The 17,855-nt window shown below is 50.2% G+C and carries 13 protein-coding genes and 2 tRNA genes; 10 read left to right on the plus strand and 5 right to left on the minus strand.

Annotation, left to right across the window (positions count from 1 at the left end; translation table 11 throughout):
* Positions 1-52: 52 nt before the first annotated feature.
* The 3 genes from F0L74_RS13115 to F0L74_RS13125 all read right to left on the minus strand — a co-directional run bounded on the left by F0L74_RS13115 (position 53) and on the right by F0L74_RS13125 (position 3,559).
* Positions 53-553, minus strand: coding sequence for a hypothetical protein (locus tag F0L74_RS13115; protein ID WP_149838306.1), 501 nt, complete (start codon positions 551-553; stop codon positions 53-55).
* Positions 554-717: 164 nt separating this feature from the next.
* Positions 718-3,054 (minus strand): alpha/beta hydrolase family protein, encoded by a 2,337-nt coding sequence (locus F0L74_RS13120; RefSeq protein ID WP_149838307.1) that lies wholly within the window; start codon positions 3,052-3,054, stop codon positions 718-720.
* A 118-nt stretch (positions 3,055-3,172) separates the two neighbouring features.
* Positions 3,173-3,559, minus strand: a complete 387-nt coding sequence (locus tag F0L74_RS13125) for a hypothetical protein (protein ID WP_149838308.1) — start codon at positions 3,557-3,559, stop codon at positions 3,173-3,175.
* A gap of 178 nt (positions 3,560-3,737) precedes the next feature.
* Here F0L74_RS13125 and F0L74_RS13130 point away from each other — a divergent pair.
* From F0L74_RS13130 to F0L74_RS13145, 4 genes are all read left to right on the plus strand, one after another.
* Positions 3,738-3,811 (plus strand) — tRNA-His (locus tag F0L74_RS13130).
* A 219-nt stretch (positions 3,812-4,030) separates the two neighbouring features.
* Positions 4,031-4,627, plus strand: a complete 597-nt coding sequence (locus F0L74_RS13135; protein ID WP_149838309.1) for a DUF445 domain-containing protein — start codon at positions 4,031-4,033, stop codon at positions 4,625-4,627.
* 249 nt (positions 4,628-4,876) lie between these two features.
* Positions 4,877-7,438 (plus strand): TonB-dependent receptor, encoded by a 2,562-nt coding sequence (locus tag F0L74_RS13140; RefSeq protein WP_149838310.1) that lies wholly within the window; start codon positions 4,877-4,879, stop codon positions 7,436-7,438.
* A gap of 215 nt (positions 7,439-7,653) precedes the next feature.
* Positions 7,654-10,182 (plus strand): outer membrane beta-barrel family protein, encoded by a 2,529-nt coding sequence (locus F0L74_RS13145; protein ID WP_188315986.1) that lies wholly within the window; start codon positions 7,654-7,656, stop codon positions 10,180-10,182.
* A 62-nt stretch (positions 10,183-10,244) separates the two neighbouring features.
* On the opposite strand, the gene F0L74_RS13150 is transcribed toward F0L74_RS13145, so the two are convergent.
* Positions 10,245-10,901, minus strand: coding sequence for a protein-L-isoaspartate(D-aspartate) O-methyltransferase (locus tag F0L74_RS13150; RefSeq protein ID WP_149838312.1), 657 nt, complete (start codon positions 10,899-10,901; stop codon positions 10,245-10,247).
* 131 nt (positions 10,902-11,032) lie between these two features.
* Between F0L74_RS13150 and F0L74_RS13155 the strand changes: the two genes are divergently transcribed.
* Complete coding sequence (locus tag F0L74_RS13155) at positions 11,033-12,757, plus strand: phospho-sugar mutase (protein ID WP_149838313.1); 1,725 nt, start codon at positions 11,033-11,035, stop codon at positions 12,755-12,757.
* A gap of 84 nt (positions 12,758-12,841) precedes the next feature.
* On the opposite strand, the gene F0L74_RS13160 is transcribed toward F0L74_RS13155, so the two are convergent.
* Positions 12,842-13,339 carry a phosphoribosyltransferase family protein gene (locus tag F0L74_RS13160; RefSeq protein WP_149838314.1) on the minus strand — a complete coding sequence of 166 codons (498 nt, stop codon included), beginning with the start codon at positions 13,337-13,339 and terminating at the stop codon, positions 12,842-12,844.
* A gap of 129 nt (positions 13,340-13,468) precedes the next feature.
* Between F0L74_RS13160 and F0L74_RS13165 the strand changes: the two genes are divergently transcribed.
* The 5 genes from F0L74_RS13165 (at position 13,469) to miaB (ending at position 17,848) form a co-directional block, all read left to right on the plus strand.
* The gene (locus F0L74_RS13165; RefSeq protein WP_149838315.1) at positions 13,469-14,785 is read left to right on the plus strand and encodes a 4Fe-4S dicluster domain-containing protein; all 1,317 of its coding nucleotides are present in this window, start codon (positions 13,469-13,471) and stop codon (positions 14,783-14,785) included.
* A gap of 58 nt (positions 14,786-14,843) precedes the next feature.
* Positions 14,844-15,626: a (Fe-S)-binding protein gene (locus F0L74_RS13170; protein ID WP_149838316.1), complete on the plus strand. Its 783-nt coding sequence runs from the start codon at positions 14,844-14,846 to the stop codon at positions 15,624-15,626.
* A gap of 26 nt (positions 15,627-15,652) precedes the next feature.
* A complete protein-coding gene (locus F0L74_RS13175; protein ID WP_246197699.1) occupies positions 15,653-16,162 on the plus strand; it encodes a hypothetical protein in 510 nt (169 codons plus the stop codon).
* A gap of 52 nt (positions 16,163-16,214) precedes the next feature.
* A tRNA-Gly gene (locus F0L74_RS13180) sits at positions 16,215-16,287 on the plus strand.
* Between the two features lie 139 nt (positions 16,288-16,426).
* A complete protein-coding gene (miaB, locus tag F0L74_RS13185; protein WP_149838317.1) occupies positions 16,427-17,848 on the plus strand; it encodes a tRNA (N6-isopentenyl adenosine(37)-C2)-methylthiotransferase MiaB in 1,422 nt (473 codons plus the stop codon).
* The last annotated feature ends 7 nt before the right edge of the window (positions 17,849-17,855 follow it).

Below are 17,855 nucleotides of genomic sequence, written 5' to 3' on the forward strand. Positions count from 1 at the left end.
TAAAAAATAATAAACCTGGCCGTAAAACGGCCAGGCGCATACGATTTAGGGGTTATTTAAGGTTAAACCTAATGCCACCGCCACCATCACGCAAGGAGGAGTAGCCCGCGTACAATTCCAAACGTTTTGTTAAAAAGAAGCCCAGGTAGATGCCGCCGCCCGCCGTGAAGCGGCCATTATAGTCATAATAATATTTTTCGCCATAATCGTTTACGTAGTTACTATAATGGGTACGGCTACCCAGGGAGAGGCAAAGCTCTATATTGAAGCGGTCTGTAAAAAAGCGACTGTAACCAATATCCACGGTGGAAGTAAGGTAACCATGGCTGGTTTCTGTATACCCATCCTCCAGCACCGGCTCTCTGTATATGCCTCTCATCCGCAGGGGGCCAACGGTATATGCGAGATGAACACGCCCCTTATCAGACTGAAAGGTAAGCTCCAGGGTGCCGGTTTCGTGGTTGTGAACGCCAAGGCCTACACCCATGACATTTTGAGCATTCAAGGCTGCCGGGGTAACCGGGAGAAAGAGGAGGAGTAACAGATGTTTCATGCGCATAGGTTTGTAACAGGTGTAAATATAGAGCAATTAGATAATGGATAACGCGGCCCGGGGATAAGTATAACAGTATTTAACGGGGTATAACATTGGTTAACGGAGGGACAAAAAAATGAGGATGTATCTAAGACACATCCTCATTAACAAAAAGGCTTTATTTACTTAGCCAAGTCCGTAAACCCGATATCATCCAGGATGATCACACCGGATTTAGACCTGTCAAAGATCAAACGGACGTTATGCAGTTTGTCTAATACAAATTCCGGGTGTTTCTTTTGTAAAGCATCCAGGTTAAAATAGAAGAAGTCCGGGATGGACTCTGCATCATCATTTGAGTTCAGGTATGCGAATTTTGTAAGTTTCTTTTTTATCTGTGGCTGCAGCGGCGCACAATCACTAAGGGGGAACCGGATCTGATGCCCCTGTTGATCTGTTAACTCGAGGGTAAAGTCGATGGCTTTCTTCTCCCCTGCTTTTTCCTGCTTAGCATCTTTTTTCTCCGCTTTCTTTTCTGTAGTTGATTGCTTACCTTTTTTAACATGGCTGGCGCTTTCATCGCTTTCCGCCAGGCTAAAGACCAGGGATTTGCCAGCCAGCTGCAAGGCGGCGCTATCCGGTAAGGTAAAGGTATAAGTGGCCGGCAGGGAATCTGCCCCTTCCCTATCCCATCCAATAAAGGCCGCACGGGTAAGCTCACCATCCCACATCAGTTTATGCATGGCCTCGCGCCAAACGCTCAGGTGCTCTGCCGTGATGGATACGCCGGGCATACTGGCTGTTTCCAGGTTCAGGTCTTCTTCATAACGGGCAAGGAAAGCAGACTGGCTGTTCTCAAACTGGTTAAAGTAGATCTGTTTAGGCAGCCATTGACGGCCATAGCGGTAGTCCTCAAACAGCGGTTTATAAGCGGAGTCTCCTTTCAGGTTCAGATCCAGGAAGGCGCTGATATATACTTTGGCGATCTGCTGCTGATCTGCAGGCGGCATTAAATTGGTGATGTTATACAGGTTAGCATAAGGACTGCTTTGATCATACTTTCCCCAGGCAGTGCTGAACTGGCCATGGTTGGCGTGATGTACATACAGACCCGCTTTAACGCCGTTAAAGGAGGGAGAATACTGGATACGGGTAAAAGGGCTTAAACCACCGTATGACTGCATATCCATATCATGGGTACCCTGGATCACGAAATAGTTGATATCCTTTAACGGGGCCAGTATAGCGGCAGGTTTATACTGCCCGTCCACCGGTGCAATGGCTACATACGCTTTTATGTTAAAGTTGAAATGGAAGACCTCATTGGCATTATCCGGGTAGCTGGGCAATGTGTTAAACAATGCCGCATGGGACATGGCCTCGCCGCCCCTGGAGTGGCCCATTAAGGCGATACGGTCCATATCTACCCGGTGGTAAAAAGGGTTACCTGGCTCTTTGTTCCATTTTTGCCAGAGCTCCAGGTGTTTGAGCATCAGCCAGCCCCGCACGCCGTTCTCATTTTTAAGACCGCCCCAGGGCATGTCTGTAAAACTGGTATTCATAAAATTCTCATCCACGGAGGCCACGATATATCCCCTGCTGGCCAGCAGCTCTGCCAGGTAATCATACCCTCTTTCTGACCAGTCCTGCGCAAGGTGGTTACCATGCACTACCAGCACCAGGGGCGCGGGGCCCTGTAGATCTTCCGGGTACCATACCATAGCATTCAGCGGCAGCTGTGTTTCATCAAACCCAAAGAACCAGGTACGCAGCTTACCAAATGTGCCGGTCCAGGATTTAAGCATAAAGGAAGCGTCAACAGTAGGCGTTTTTATTTTAGCGTCTTTATCATACATCGGGCGGCGCTTATCCTTTCCTGAGCCATAGGTGAGGAAAGATACTTTATGGCCCCCCGGTTTGGAAGGATCGCCAACGGTAAGCGGCGCGGGCAGCGCGGCCTGCATTTTATAATTGGTGACCGGTTTAACAGGCGTACCGGGATACAGGAACAGGTAGAGGCCTATGATGGCGCCTGCCAACCCGGTCAGCAGCGCTGCGAGGGTGATGATCTTTTTAGACCGCGGCCATGCTGTGCCGCGATGCCTGCGCCAGGCAGACAGCCCGCCCACGATCAATGCCGGGAACAGGATCAGCATGATCATGTATGTCCAGCTGGAAGGCCCCAGGCGGTAGAAGAAATAAATGAAAAAGAAAGTGAACGCAATGCCGAATCTGAAATAAAAGGGCGTTCTTCCCACCACCGATACTACCCAGCTTATCAACCATGCCAATAGCAGGATGGGAATAGTATAGGCCAGCAGGGTTAGCAGATAATATCCAAACCCAACTCCTTTGGGCAGCAAACCATCTGCCATGGTAAGGATGATGAACAGTAAGGCGGCGGTCAATATAGCTATACCACTGGCTTTGAGTGATATCTGACCTGGTGTGATAAATGAGATGGCAGCCTGTAACCGTTTTTTGAACCGGCCCCAGGCAGAATTTTGGTTGTCCTGCATAAGCGTACTTTATGATGCCTGTAATAGGTGTATAAACGTAGGGGCACAAAATATATAATTATGCGCAAAAAAAAGGCTAACCTTCCCGGTTAGCCTTATACGATGGTCAAATCCCCTGTTATTTCAGCAGGTCCCTTGCAAAGAACACATGGGTGGTAATGGAGGAACCACAGCCGCAGCTGAGTACGTGCACCACAATGATGTTACCACTGGGCAGCGTGAGGCTGCCTTCATAATTCTGGCAGCCGTTGCTGTCGCCCTGGTAGGTGAGTACGATCAGGGTAGGGCTGGCGGTGCTGCCGGACTCCTTTACAAAGGCGTGGGCTACATTGCATGCTGCAGATGTTTCCACGCAGTAATACTTACCGCCTAAAGCGTCGTAATAGTTACAGCTGTAATCGGCGGGTTTGCCGGTGGCAGGTTTGCTGGCAGCCATGGCGCTGGTAAATTGGTACAGGCAAAAAAATGCGCATAAAAAGGCGGATAGGGCTAAGGATCTTTTCATAACTGTTTGGTTTGGGTGTAGGGTTTGTGAATTGTTTAAGGTAAGGGATGCCGGGTGTGATGGGACCGCAGTTGCCGGGGAGGATGGTGTACCAGGCAATTACTTGTAACTTTTTTTTGTTAGCATTTGGAAATAAAAAATGATTTACCTTATCTTTGCAGTCCCGAAAACAAAAATGGTGGCCATAGCTCAGTTGGTTAGAGCACTAGATTGTGGTTCTAGGGGTCGAGGGTTCGAACCCCTTTGGCCACCCAAAAACGGGAAAAGGCTTCTGGTAACAGAGGCCTTTTTTTATGCCCGTTTGTATAGCCGGTAGCGGGCAACCGGCAGCTGGATCATCTGCCTGCTTTATGCCGGTTTGTGTACATGGCGGCCGGTACCGGAAAGTAAATCCTCCCGGCCGGGTCTACATCCCTGACAAAACCGGTTTTTTTCCCTTTCTTTGCGCTCTCAAAACTGTCAAGCAACACAATGTCTATATACCTGATCCCCTTTTTCACTGCTTTTGCAGGATGGTTTGCTAACTGGATAACTATCAAGCTGCTATTCCATCCCCGGGAGCCTAAAAACCTGGGCTTTATGACCCTGCAGGGCATTTTTCCCAAACGCCAGCGGCAGCTGGCAGAAAAGCTGGGTAAGCTGGTGGCAGAAGAGTTGTTCTCGTTTGACGACATCCGCCAGAAACTGACGGACCCGGAAAAGATCAAAAACATTATTCCCCTGGTGGAGGATCACCTGGAGCAGTTCCTGCGCGTAAAGCTGCCCGCGGCTATGCCGGTACTCTCCATGTTCATTGGCGACAGCACCATTAAACAGGTAAAAGATGTACTGGTAAAGGAGCTGGATACCCTTTTCCCTATCATGATAGACCAATACCTGCAGAATGCGCAAAAGGAGCTGGACCTGGAACGGATGGTTACTGAAAAAGTGGCCGCTCTCTCCTCAGATAAGCTGGAACAGGTGCTGCAGGAAACCATGTCCCGGGAGCTCCGGCTCGTGGCGGTGTTTGGCGGAGTAGTGGGCTTTATCATCGGCCTTGTCTATTTATTGTTGACACTGGCTTTTTAATACAGGTGTAGCACAATTCCTCAAATCGTTAACTACTGTTAAAACCTCTCACCGCCATTTTTTGTGATTTCCTCGGCGCAAAACCCCCTTTCGTCATATTAGACGATTATGCATACAAAATGCATTTATTTTTGTGCCCGATTTGAGCCTGGAACAGATTGTTGAACCACCCAACAGGCTGCACACCGTCGATGGCCTGGAAACAACATACTAAAATTTACAGAATAGCATATAAAGAGAGAATAACTGATGAAAAAATGGTACCTATTACTGGCTGCCGTCCTGTTGGGACAGATAGCCTTACATGCACAGATACCCGTAATGCCGGCCACCGGCACAGGCGGTAAACCCGGCGCCGCCGGGCAACGTGCGCTGCCCCAGATTGGTCACATCTACGGTAAACTGGTGGATGCGGACACGAAAAAGCCGGTTGCCTATGCGGCGGTAGCCCTACTGAAACTACGCGATTCCAGCGTGGTAACGGGTATGCTCACCAAGGACAACGGGGAATTCAATTTTGAGAACCTGCCCTTTGGCACCTTCAATATGCGCATCACCTTCATGGGTTATGAAACCGTGATGAAACGGGTGGCCATCGGCCCCAAGACCATAGACCAGGACCTGGGCAACCTTCGCCTGCAGCCCAATACCAAGCTGCTGAACACCGTAGAGGTAACCGGCCAGAAAAGCGCGTTCACGATGGGCATTGATAAAAAGGTGTTTAACGTAGACCGCAACCTGGTAAGCGTAGGCGGTACGGCACAGGATGTCTTGAAAAATGTGCCCGCCGTGAATGTGGATATAGACGGTAACGTAACGGTACGTAACGCCGCTCCCACCATTTTTGTTGATGGCAAACCCTCTACCCTTACCCTGGACCAGATCCCGGCCGATGCGATCGAGAGCGTAGAGCTGATCACCAATCCCTCCGCTAAATATGACGCGGAAGGTATGTCCGGCATCCTGAATATTGTGCTGAAGAAGAACAAACGGGCTGGCATCAACGGTATGATAACAGCAGGTATAGGCACCGGCGATAAGTATAACGGCGGCGGCAATATTAACGTACGCCAGGGCAAGCTGAACGTATTTGCCAACTATATGATCAATGCCAACCGCAACTGGGGTGACGGTACAACTGACCGTACCAATTTCTTTGGCGGGGATACCAGTTTCCTGCACCAGCAGAGTAACAGCACCAGCTCCCCTGTATTCCAGTTTGGGCGGGCCGGTATTGATTATTACCTGGATAACCGGAATACCATCTCCCTGTCGCAGGCAATTGTAGACGGTAGCTTCAAGAACCATGAGGACCTGCGCAGCACTTTTAATAAAGGCGATTCCCTGAGCAACCGTATCAATAACAACAAGTTCGGGTTCCGTAACTACACCACCCAGCTGGACTTTAAGCATACTTTTGCCAAGCCCAACCAGGAATGGTCTGCCGCGGCTTACTATAACTACAGCACCAACGACCGTAACGGCGACTTTAACACGCAGGGGCTTACGCCAGAGGGCGTGCCCGCAGGCAAATCCGTGCTGCAGAACAACAATTCTGACGGTAAGACCACCTTTATTACCCTGCAAACAGATTACACGGACCCGGTTGGTAAAACTGGCAAACTGGAGCTGGGCCTGAAGACCACGCTGCGTAATTACACCAGTAACTACAATGTGTTTGACCAGGATACCACTACCGGCCAGTACAATTTTAACAACCAGTTATCCAACGACTATAAGTACAAAGAGCAGATCTATGCGGGTTACGCCAACTACTCCGGTACTGTTGGCAATTTTGGCTACCAGGGCGGTTTACGTGTAGAGCAGTACGTATATTCCGGCGAGATCCCCAGCGAGGGCAAGGAATTTAAGCCGACCAAGGCCCGGCCGGGATTTTTCCCCAGCGTATACCTGTCGCAGAAGTTCAAAGGCGACCAGGAACTGCAGCTGAACTATTCCCGCCGTGTTACCAGGCCCAACTTTTTCCAGCTGATCCCTTACCGTGACTATACGGACCCGCTGAACCAGCGGGAAGGTAACCCGAACCTGCGGCCGGAGTATACCAACAGCATTGAGTTCTCTTACGCCAAGAACTGGAAGAACAGCAATGTACTGGGCTCCATTTATTACCGGAACACCAATAACCTGCTGTCTACCATTGCCACGCCGCTGGGTAAGGATACCCTGTTAACGACGTATGTGAACGCTAACAAGAACAATTCCTATGGCGCCGAGCTGACCGGCAAGAGCACTTTCTTTGGCATCTGGGATGTAATGGGCAATGTGAACCTTTACCGTACAGAGATCTCCGTAACGCAGGACAACCAGACCTATTCGAACAGCAATTTTAGCTGGCTGGCCAAGATCAACTCTGATACCAAGCTGCCGGCTAACTTTACGCTGCAGGTGACCGGTACTTACCAGTCGCCCACGATTGCCCTGCCCAACTCTGGTGGCGGTGGCCGTGGTGGTGGAGGTGGCGGTTTTATGCAGATACCCACTTCTGCCCAGGGCACCATCAAAGGCTTTAGCTATGTAGATATAGGCCTGAAAAAGGATTTCCTGAAGAACAAGATGGCCTCGCTGACCCTGGCCCTGTCTGACGTGTTTAACACCCGCCAGTATGAGCTGAACCAGGTATCGCCGGCTTTTGCCCAGGACTATATCCGCAAGCGTGAGTCCCGCATATTGCGCCTCACTTTTGCATATCGTTTTGGCAAGTTTGACGCGCAGATCTTTAAACGTAAAAATACCAAAGCAGACAAGGAGAACCAGCAGCAGAACATGGGCGATCCCGGTCAGAGCTTCTAAATATTCACCCGATTGCATACACTATAACGCCGGTCCTCCATGTGGGGACCGGCGTTATAAATTGTAGACATTCTCCCCAAATTGCCCACTGTCGCTACATACTGCCTTTTACCCCCTGAACCGCCTATCTGTCCTATAGCCATTCATCATATTTAAAAAACCGTTAGTCCCTTACTGGGTATTTTTACCCCACAATGCTATCATTCCACTTGATCATGAACAGACGCTTACCTATAGTATGCGTGTTGTTGTGTTGCTATTCCTTTGTGATGGCGCAGGACAATAACAGTAGTACGAAGACGAAGGTTTCGGGAAAGGCACAGGATGCAGTAAGCAACAAGCCGATTGAATTTGCCTCTGTGGTGCTGCTGCACCGCAAAGACTCCAGTGTGGCATATGGCCAGTATACTGAAACGAACGGCAGTTTTAACTTTGCCGCGGTAGCCCCTGGGGATTATGTGCTGCGTATCACCTTTTTAGGATATAACAAGCTCGAGAAAGGCCTGCATGTAAACAAAGGCCAACCAGCCCTCGCCGTAGGCGCCCTGAAGCTGCAAACAGGTGGCAAACAGCTGGATGCGGTGGAGATAAAGGCGGAAAAGCCCGCTTTTTCCATGCAGATAGACCGGCAGGTATTTGACGCAGGCAGTATAGTGACCGCAGAAGGCGGCACGGGTGCGGACATACTCAAAAACATTCCAAGCGTAGATGTAGATATAGACGACAACGTATCCTTACGGGGAAAGAGCGTGACCATCTATGTAGATGGCAAGCCCTCCCCATTTGGAGACGCCAAGACAGCGCTGGCCATGATACCTGCAGCCACTGTAGACCGGATCGAGGTGATCAACAACCCCTCTGCCAAGTATGAGGCGCAGGGCGGCGGTGGTATCATCAACATTATCCTGAAAAAGGATAAGGCTATCGGCTATAACGTAATGGTGAACGGGGGCTTAGCTACTCGGAAACAGTATAACGGTAGTGTGAATGCCAGCCTGCGCATGAAGAAATTCAATTTCTTTGGCAACTACTACGGCCACTATGGCGAGCAAAGCGGTAGCGGCTACAGCAACCGCCAGAACAAAATACCGGACAGCACCAACACCTTTTTCTTTACGCAGGCCAACCGCAGCAAGAACAGCGACGGCGGCCATGGGGGCCGGCTGGGGCTGGATTTCTATATGGATGACCACAACACGTTCACCCTTTCCGAAGGCATTAACTACAACAACGGGTATAGCCAGGACGATTATCTGCTCAACTACCTGGATGCCGCACAACAATCCATCCGCACCGGTAACCGGAACAACAACAGCCATTATTATAATACCAATAATAATACGGCCTTTAATTTCCGGCACACCACCAATAAAGAGAACGAGGAGTTGACCGCTTATGTAAGCTATAGCAATAACAAAGGCGAGAATAACAGCGACTACCATACGCTGTATGCCAAACCCGGCAGCGGTCCGGAAGCAGACCCGGACCAGCAGACCAACCTGGGACTAACCCATAACCAGTTCTGGAACCTGCAATCCGATTACACCACGCCGGTAGGCGACAAAGGCAAGCTTGAAGCCGGGGTGAAGACCACCTTCCGCAATAATAATAATGATTACGATGCAAGGCTGTTTAACTGGGACACCCAGCAGTTCGAAAAAAGCAACGATCTTTCCAACGCCTTTAAGTATAACGAAAACATCTACGCCGGTTATGCCAACTTTTCCGGGGCCCTGGGCAACCTGGGATACCAGGTAGGCGCCCGTGTAGAGCAATCCCAGTTAAAAGGATATTCGTTTACCCGGGATACTTCTGTGAACAATCACTACCTGAACCTGTTTCCCAGCGTGTTCCTGAAATATAACCTGCCGCGCAACCAGGATCAGAGCCTGGTATTCAACTACTCTACCCGTGTGGACCGGCCGGTTTTTGATCAGTTGCTGCCTTATGTAAACAACTCAGACCCGCAGAACCTGCGGGTGGGCAACCCCAATCTGAAGCCCTCAATCACGCATAAGTTTGAGATGAACTATTCCCGGTACTTCCCGATATCCCGCGATTTCCTGAATACCGGCGTATATTATTCCCAGGCGAATGGCGATATAGACCGCATCAGTACCCTGGACTCCCTTACCGGCGTAACCACCACCATGCCGGCCAACCTGGCCACTGACCAGGACTGGGGCGCCAACTTCACTTACCAGCTGCATTTTTACCGCTGGTGGGACCTTACCAGTAATTTTAACCTGGAATACAGCCGGCTGACGGGGAAAGGTAATTTCAGCAATATCTCCAACGAGTACCTGAGCTACGGCGTGCAAATGAACACCAATTTCCGGCTGCCGGGTAACCTGAGCATACAGGTGCAGGGGCACTACCGTTCACCACGGGTAACGCCGCAAGGCACATTTAAGGCCTATAACGGCGCGGATCTGGGCATACGCAAAGAGCTGCTGAAGAATAAAGCGCTGGCCATTTCCGTAAACATCTCTGACCTGCTGAATACGCAGCAGTACAGCAGCCACTACGAAACAGACGCATTTATACAGGACTATGAACGTAAGCGCACTACCCGTTTTTTACGCATTAACCTGCGCTACCGCTTTGGCAAAATGGACCCGAACCTGTTCAATAAGAAGAAGAAAGCCACGGAAGACCCGCTGGAAGAAGATCAAATGCAGCCGCAACAACAGGGGAAACAACAACCGCAGCAGCAGGGAAAAGAAGGGGAACACAGATTATAGAGAGAGTCACTTTATGGTAATATCAATAAAAAGGGTGTATCTGTTGATACGCCCTTAGTTTTTTATGATTTTTTGCCGCTGAGCATGGGCACAAATGAGAAGTTATCAAAGGTTTCCTGTTCGTACTCATCCTCCCCTACTTTGGTAATACGCAGCATACGCTGGATATCCTGGGCGCCCACAGGGATCACCATCCTGCCGCCGATCTTAAGCTGTTTAAGCAGCTTCTCCGGTATCTGGGGAGCGGCCGCGGTTACCAGTACTTTATCAAAGGGCGCAAAAGTGGGCAGCCCTTCGTAACCATCTCCATAAAAGAAGCGGATGGTGGGATAGCGGGATTTAAAAGGGAACTGTTTTACGAGGTCGAACAGCTTTTTCTGGCGTTCGATAGTATAGACATTGACCTTCAGCTCTGCCAATACGCAGGCCTGATAGGCACTGCCAGTACCTATTTCCAGTACTTTTTCAAAAGGTTTTACTTCGAGCAGCTGGGACTGATAAGCTACAGTATAAGGCTGGGAGATGGTTTGTCCCTCGCCTATCGGGAAAGCCCGGTCTTCATATGCAATGCCGTCAAAAGCTGTATCAAGGAAATAATGCCTGGGAATGTTGTTGATGGCCGCTAGTACATTTTCGTCTGTAATCCCTTTCTGCCGGATGCTATCTACCAATTGTTTACGTAATCCTTTTTGTTTATAGGAGTCTTCGTACCGCCTCATAGCCGCAAAATTAACCAAACCGGTCAATTTTCAATGATATGTGGAATACTTGTTTTACTAACATTAGGAAGGCGGAGGCTGACGAAAAACGTTTTTTCCTCTTTATATTTGACCACAAATAAATTAGGACCATGGATACCATTATTGAAAACAAAGTAACGCAATGGCTGGAAGGCGGGTTCGATGCAGACACGGTAGCCGCTGTTAAGGAGCTGCAGAAAGGCAGCCCGGATGAGCTGGCTGACGCCTTTTACCGTAACCTGGAGTTTGGCACCGGGGGCTTGCGCGGCATTATGGGCGTAGGCACCAACCGGATGAACAAATATACGGTAGGCATGGCCACACAAGGCTACGCCAACTACCTGAAACAGGCCTTTACCGGGGATATAAAGATCGCCATTGCCCATGACAGCCGTAATAACAGCCGCTACTTTGCAGAAGTAACGGCCAATGTAATGGCTGCCAATGGTATTAAGGTATTCCTTTTTGAGAGCCTGCGCCCCACGCCGGAGCTTTCCTTTACCATCCGCCACCTGAAATGCCAGGGCGGCGTGGTACTGACCGCCTCCCACAACCCCAAGGAGTATAATGGCTATAAAGCCTACTGGGATGATGGCGGACAGCTGGTGCCCCCGCACGACAAGAACGTGATCAAGGAAGTAGAAAAGATATCCTCCATAGATGAGGTAAAATGGAGCGGCGGCGAAGCCAACATCAGCCAGATAGGCAAAGAGGTGGACGAAGCTTACCTGCAGATGCTGAAAGGCCTGTCCATTAACCCGGACGTGATCGCCAGACAGCACGACCTGAAGATCGTATACACACCCATACACGGTACCGGCATCACCCTGGCGCCAGAGATCCTGAAGCGTTATGGCTTTACCAATGTACATATCGTAGAAGAGCAATCCACCCCGGACGGCAATTTCCCTACGGTAGTATATCCTAACCCGGAAGAAGCCGAAGCCATGAGCATAGGCCTTAAAAAGGCAAAGGAACTGGATGCCGCCATACTGCTGGGCACTGACCCGGATGCAGACCGTGTGGGCATTGCCGTAAAAGACCTGAAAGGTGAATGGGTACTGCTGAACGGTAACCAGACCGCCGTGCTGTTGTTTAACTATATTATCGAAGGCCGTAAGCAGAAAGGCCTGGCAGGCCCTACTGACTTTGTAGGCAAAACCGTTGTTACCTCTGACCTTATAGACGTGTTCGCAGCTAAACATGGCGTACGCTGCTACAATGTGCTGACCGGTTTTAAATGGATAGCCGATCTGATACGCCATAAAGAAGGCAAGGAAAAATTCATATGCGGCGGCGAAGAATCCTACGGTTATATGATCGGCGACAATGTGCGCGATAAGGACGCCATTGCCTCCGTAGCCATGATCTGCGAGATGGCCGCTTACGCTAAAGACCAGGGCCGTACACTGTACGAACAGCTGGTAGACATCTATGTAAAATATGGCTACTATAAAGAGCAGCTGATCTCCATCACTAAAAAAGGCATGAAAGGCGCGGATGAAATTGCGGAGATGATGCGCGGTTACCGTGATGCGCCCCCGGCTACCATCAATGGTTCCAAGGTAGTGAAGCTGTATGATTACCAGCTGCAGCAGGTAAAAGACCTGAACACCGGCGCTACCCAGGCTATAGACCTGCCCCGCTCCAATGTGTTACAGTTTATACTGGAAGATGGCAGCAAGATCTCTGCCCGACCGTCTGGTACTGAGCCTAAGATCAAGTTTTATTTCAGCGTACGGCAGCCGCTGGCGTCTGCGAAAGACTTTGAGCAGGTGAATGGGCAACTGGATGAACGTGTACAGGCGATCATCAAGGATATGAAATTGAAATAAATTAAAAATAAAAAGCAAAAAGAAAAAGTCGATCGTAGCGGTTTCGCTGGATCGGCTTTTTCTTTTTGCTTTTTTATTTTTTACTTAAACGAGGTAGGCGGATCTGATCTCCTCTCCTTCCACATCCACCATCACCATATCCTGCAGGGTGGTAGAAAGGGAATAACCCACAAAATCTACGGACAGGGGGAATGATTTATGCCGGCGGTCCACCAGCACGGCCGTCTGGATCTTACGCGGCAGGTATTGCAGGAAAGGTTTGAGGGCGTACAACATGGTACGGCCGGAGTTAGCCACATCATCTATCAGGACGATCACCTTATCTGTAAGGTCCATATCTGTGGACAGCTTTACTTCCAGCGGATGCTGTTTATCCAGCCGCAGCTCTATGAGATGTATTTTAAAAGGCGCGATCTTTTGCAGGATGGCCGCAATCTTCTGAGCCATGATCAGGCCACGGTCCCAGATACCGGCCAGTATGATTTCCGGCTCTGCGCTGTTGTGCTCATATATTTCATAAGCGATACGCTCCAGTTTCTTTTGTATGATATCCTCCGTGAGGATCACATTCTTTGTAGCCATAAATGTACTTTACTGGTTGTAAAAATAGTCTTTCTTTAAAAATTACTTACATTGCCAATAAACCGTAAATTAGTAGTATTACGAATTACTATTATAAATAGTAGGCCGTAAAAACGTCAAATCTGATCTATGCATCTAGTACAGCAGCTCCTGTTTGTCATCGCTTTTGCCGCGGCCGTTTACCTGTTTACCCGTAAAGCGCGGGAGATCAGGCGTAACATTTTGCTGGGGCGCGATGTACAGCCCTATGACAATCCCGCGCAGCGCTGGCGCAATGTATTACTGCTGGCCTTTGGTCAAAAGAAGATGTTCAGGAATCCACTGGTGGCAGTACTGCACTTTTTCGTATATGCGGGCTTCCTTATTATTAATATAGAGATCCTGGAGATCATCCTGGATGGAGTGTTTGGCACCCACCGGCTCTTTGCCCCCCTGTTGGATGGCCTTTATCCGGTGCTGATAGGCTGTTTTGAGATCCTGGCCGTACTGGTGCTGAGCGGTTGTGCTATCTTCCTGGTACGCCGTAATTTCCTCAAACTCAAACGTTTTATTGGGCACGACCTGGACGGGTGGCCCCGTTCCGACGCCAATTATATATTGATCACGGAGATCGTGCTGATGGTGCTGTTCCTGACCATGAACACTGCGGACCTGGTGCTGCAGAGTCGCGGAGCGGACCATTACGTGGCGGCCGGCCCTTTCTGGATCTCCGGCATGTTAACGCCCATCCTCAGCGGCCTGTCTGATGGCAGCCTGGTAGCCCTGGAACGCGGTTGCTGGTGGCTGCACATTTTGGGGGTGCTCGCTTTCCTCAACTATCTCCCCTATTCCAAACACCTGCACATCATACTGGCCTTCCCCAATGCCTATTATGCCGATCTGCGGCCTAAAGGCAAGATGGAGAATATGCCAGCCATACAGAAAGAGGTACAGTCTATGCTGAACCCGGAGCAGGCCACGAACGATACGGCTGTGGAAGGCATTCCTAAGTTTGGCGCCAAAGACATACAGGACCTTACCTGGAAAAACCTGCTGGATGCTTACAGCTGCACGGAATGTGGGCGTTGTACCGCTGCCTGTCCGGCAAATATCACCGGTAAAAAGCTGTCTCCACGTAAGATCATGATGGATACCCGGGACCGGGCAGAAGAAATAGGCCGTGTCATTAACAAACAGGGAACATTCCAGGAGGATGGCAAGGCCCTGCTCCGCGATTATATCTCTGAAGAAGAGCTGCGCGCCTGCACCACCTGTAACGCCTGCGTACAGGAGTGCCCGGTGAGCATTAACCCGCTGCATATTATCCTGCAGCTGCGGCGGCACCTGGTAATGGAAGAATCCAGCGCCCCGGCGGAATGGAACATGATGTTCAGTAATATCGAGAATAACATGGCGCCCTGGAAATTTGCCCCGGATGACCGGGACCAGTGGGCGACCGGCAACTAACCATCAACAATAACGCATCAGCGGCGGTAGCCATCGCCACTGTAAATAATATAAACGCATGACCATAAAAACAATGGCCGAATACGCCGCCAGCGGCGAAACACCAGAGGTGCTCTTTTGGGTAGGCTGCGCCGGCAGCTTTGACCAACGGGCACAGAAGATCACCAAAGCATTTGCGACCATCCTGGATAAAGCCGGCGTACGTTTTGCCATACTGGGCAAGGAAGAAAACTGCACCGGGGACCCTGCCCGCCGGGCAGGCAACGAATTCATCTTCCAGATGATGGCCCAGAATAATATACAGGTGCTGAATGGATACGGTGTACAAAAGATCGTAACGGCCTGCCCCCACTGTTTTAACATCATCCGCAATGAATACCCGGAACTGGGCGGTAACTACGAGGTACTGCACCATACCACTTTCCTGCAGCAATTGATAGACGCCGGCAAGATCCGGCTGACGGACGCCAGCTCTTTCAAAGGCAAAAAGATCACCTATCATGACTCCTGCTACCTGGGCAGGGCCAATAATATCTATGAAGCCCCCCGTAAGGTGCTGGAAGCCCTGGACGCGGAACTGGTGGAAATGAAACGCTGCCGCAGTAAAGGCCTGTGCTGTGGCGCCGGCGGCGCCCAGATGTTTAAGGAAGAGGAAAAAGGCGATACGCGCATCAATTTTGAGCGGGGCCGGGAGGCGGTAGCCACCGGGGCCAGCGTGATAGCGGCCAATTGCCCTTTTTGTATGACCATGCTAACTGATGGCGTAAAGGAACAGGGCAAGGAAGACAGCGTACAGGTGCTGGACATTGCCGAGATAGTAGCCCGGCAACTGGGCGATTAACGGTAATATCGTAGCTTTGCAGTATTATGATGACACAACAGATACAACAATTATTGCCCGCGGACTTCTCTCCGTCCTCCCGGGTATGGATATACCAGAGCAACCGCCCGTTCAACGAACGGGAATCTCTTGAGATCAATGAGCAGCTGCATCAGTTTGCAAGCCAGTGGCTATCGCACGGCGATCCTGTAAAGGGATATGGCCAACTGTTCTTTAACCAGGTCGTAGTACTGATGGCAGACGAGAGCGCCACTGGGGTAAGCGGTTGCAGCACAGATGGTTCTGTACGGCTGGTGAAGAGCCTGGAGCGCCAGTACGAGGTAAACCTGTTTGACCGGCTGTTGCTGGGCTTCATAGTGAAGGATAAATTACAGCTGTTACCGATGGCGCAGGTAGCACATGCTTTTGAGAATGGATATATCAATGAGGATACGCTGTATCTGAATAATACGGTGCTGACCAAGCAAGAATTAGAAGAGAAATGGCTGCAACCTGTAAAGGATAGTTGGGTGATGAAAAAGGTACAAACCGTTTAAAATATTTCTTACATTTGAAATCCGGTTCATCTGTAGCAGGATGGACCGAAAAGCGGAAATAGCTCATTTGGTAGAGCGACGGCTTCCCAAGCCGTAGGTGGCGGGTTCGAGACCCGTTTTCCGCTCTGAAGAAATTAAACCTGTACGAAAGTGCAGGTTTTGTTATTTATAGCATCATCCCATACAATAAATCCCCGCGCTGACATTCTGTCATTTTTCCATTTAATTCATTACTTTTGCTATTCTAAAAATTTCTGACTGGAAATGCTGGAACAGGTTACTAAAGTGCATGACGAGAGCCGCCAGGGTGAAGCATTCGCCCCGGAAAGCGCTGCTGACCAAACTTATCAAAAGAAATTCTATATAGAAAGCTATGGTTGCCAGATGAACTTCAACGATAGTGAGATCGTGGCTTCCATCCTGAACCAGGAAGGTTTTGGCGCTACCCGCAATTTTGAGGAGGCCGACCTGGTGCTGCTGAATACCTGTTCCATCCGCGACAAGGCGGAGCAAACCGTACGTAAGCGTTTACAGGAGTTCCGTAAAATAAAACAAAGCAATCCTGGTTTACTGGTGGGCGTGCTGGGCTGTATGGCCGAGCGCCTGAAAGCCAAGTTGCTGGAAGAGGAGAAACTGGTGGATATGGTGGTAGGCCCGGATGCGTACCGCACCCTGCCAGCGCTGATAGAAGAAGCGGAAACCGGTCAGAAAGCGGTGAATGTACTATTGAGCCGGGAAGAGACCTATGCAGACATTAACCCTGTAAGACTGGATAGCAATGGCGTAACCGCTTTTGTATCCATTATGCGGGGCTGTAATAATATGTGCACTTTTTGCGTGGTGCCCTTTACCCGCGGACGGGAACGCAGCCGCGATCCCTACTCCATTATACAGGAAGCGACAGACATGTTTAACAGGAATTACCGCGAGGTGACCCTGCTGGGCCAGAATGTGGACTCCTATTATTGGGTGGGCGTTTCGCCGGAGAACGGGCAGGAAGAGACCATCACCTTTGCCAGCCTGCTGGAAAAAGTAGCCCTTATCAGCCCCCTGCTGCGCGTGCGTTTCAGCACATCCCATCCCAAGGATATCACAGATGATGTACTGCATACCATGGCCAAGTATGAGAACATCTGCAACTACATTCACCTGCCGGTGCAAAGCGGCAGTACCCGGGTATTGCAGCTGATGAACCGTACGTATACCCGCGAATGGTATATGAAGAAGGTAGAGCGCATCCGCGAGCTCCTGCCGGACTGCGGCCTGTCTACCGATATTATCACCGGATTCTGCACGGAAACGGAGGAAGACCACCAGGATACGCTGAGCATGATGGAGTTTGCCCGCTACGACCTGGCCTATATGTTCTTCTACTCTGAGCGCCCCGGTACGCTGGCTGCACGCCGCTACCAGGATGATGTGCCGGAGGAAGTTAAAAAACGCCGGCTGTCCGAGGTGGTGGAATTACATCGCCGCCAGGCATTGGAGAGCATGCAAAAAGACCTGGGTAAGACGTTTAAGGTATTGATAGAGGGAACGTCAAAACGTTCGGAGCAGGACCTTTTTGGGCGTAATGACCAGAATAAGGTGATCGTTTTCCCCAGGGAGCACTATGAAAAAGGACAGTATGTGCAGGTAAAAGTAACAGATTGTACGGCGGCTACCTTAATAGGAAAGGTAGTGTAGCCTGATG

It is taken from the genome of Chitinophaga agrisoli (genome assembly GCF_008386695.1).
Taxonomy (GTDB): Bacteria; Bacteroidota; Bacteroidia; order Chitinophagales; family Chitinophagaceae; genus Chitinophaga; species Chitinophaga agrisoli.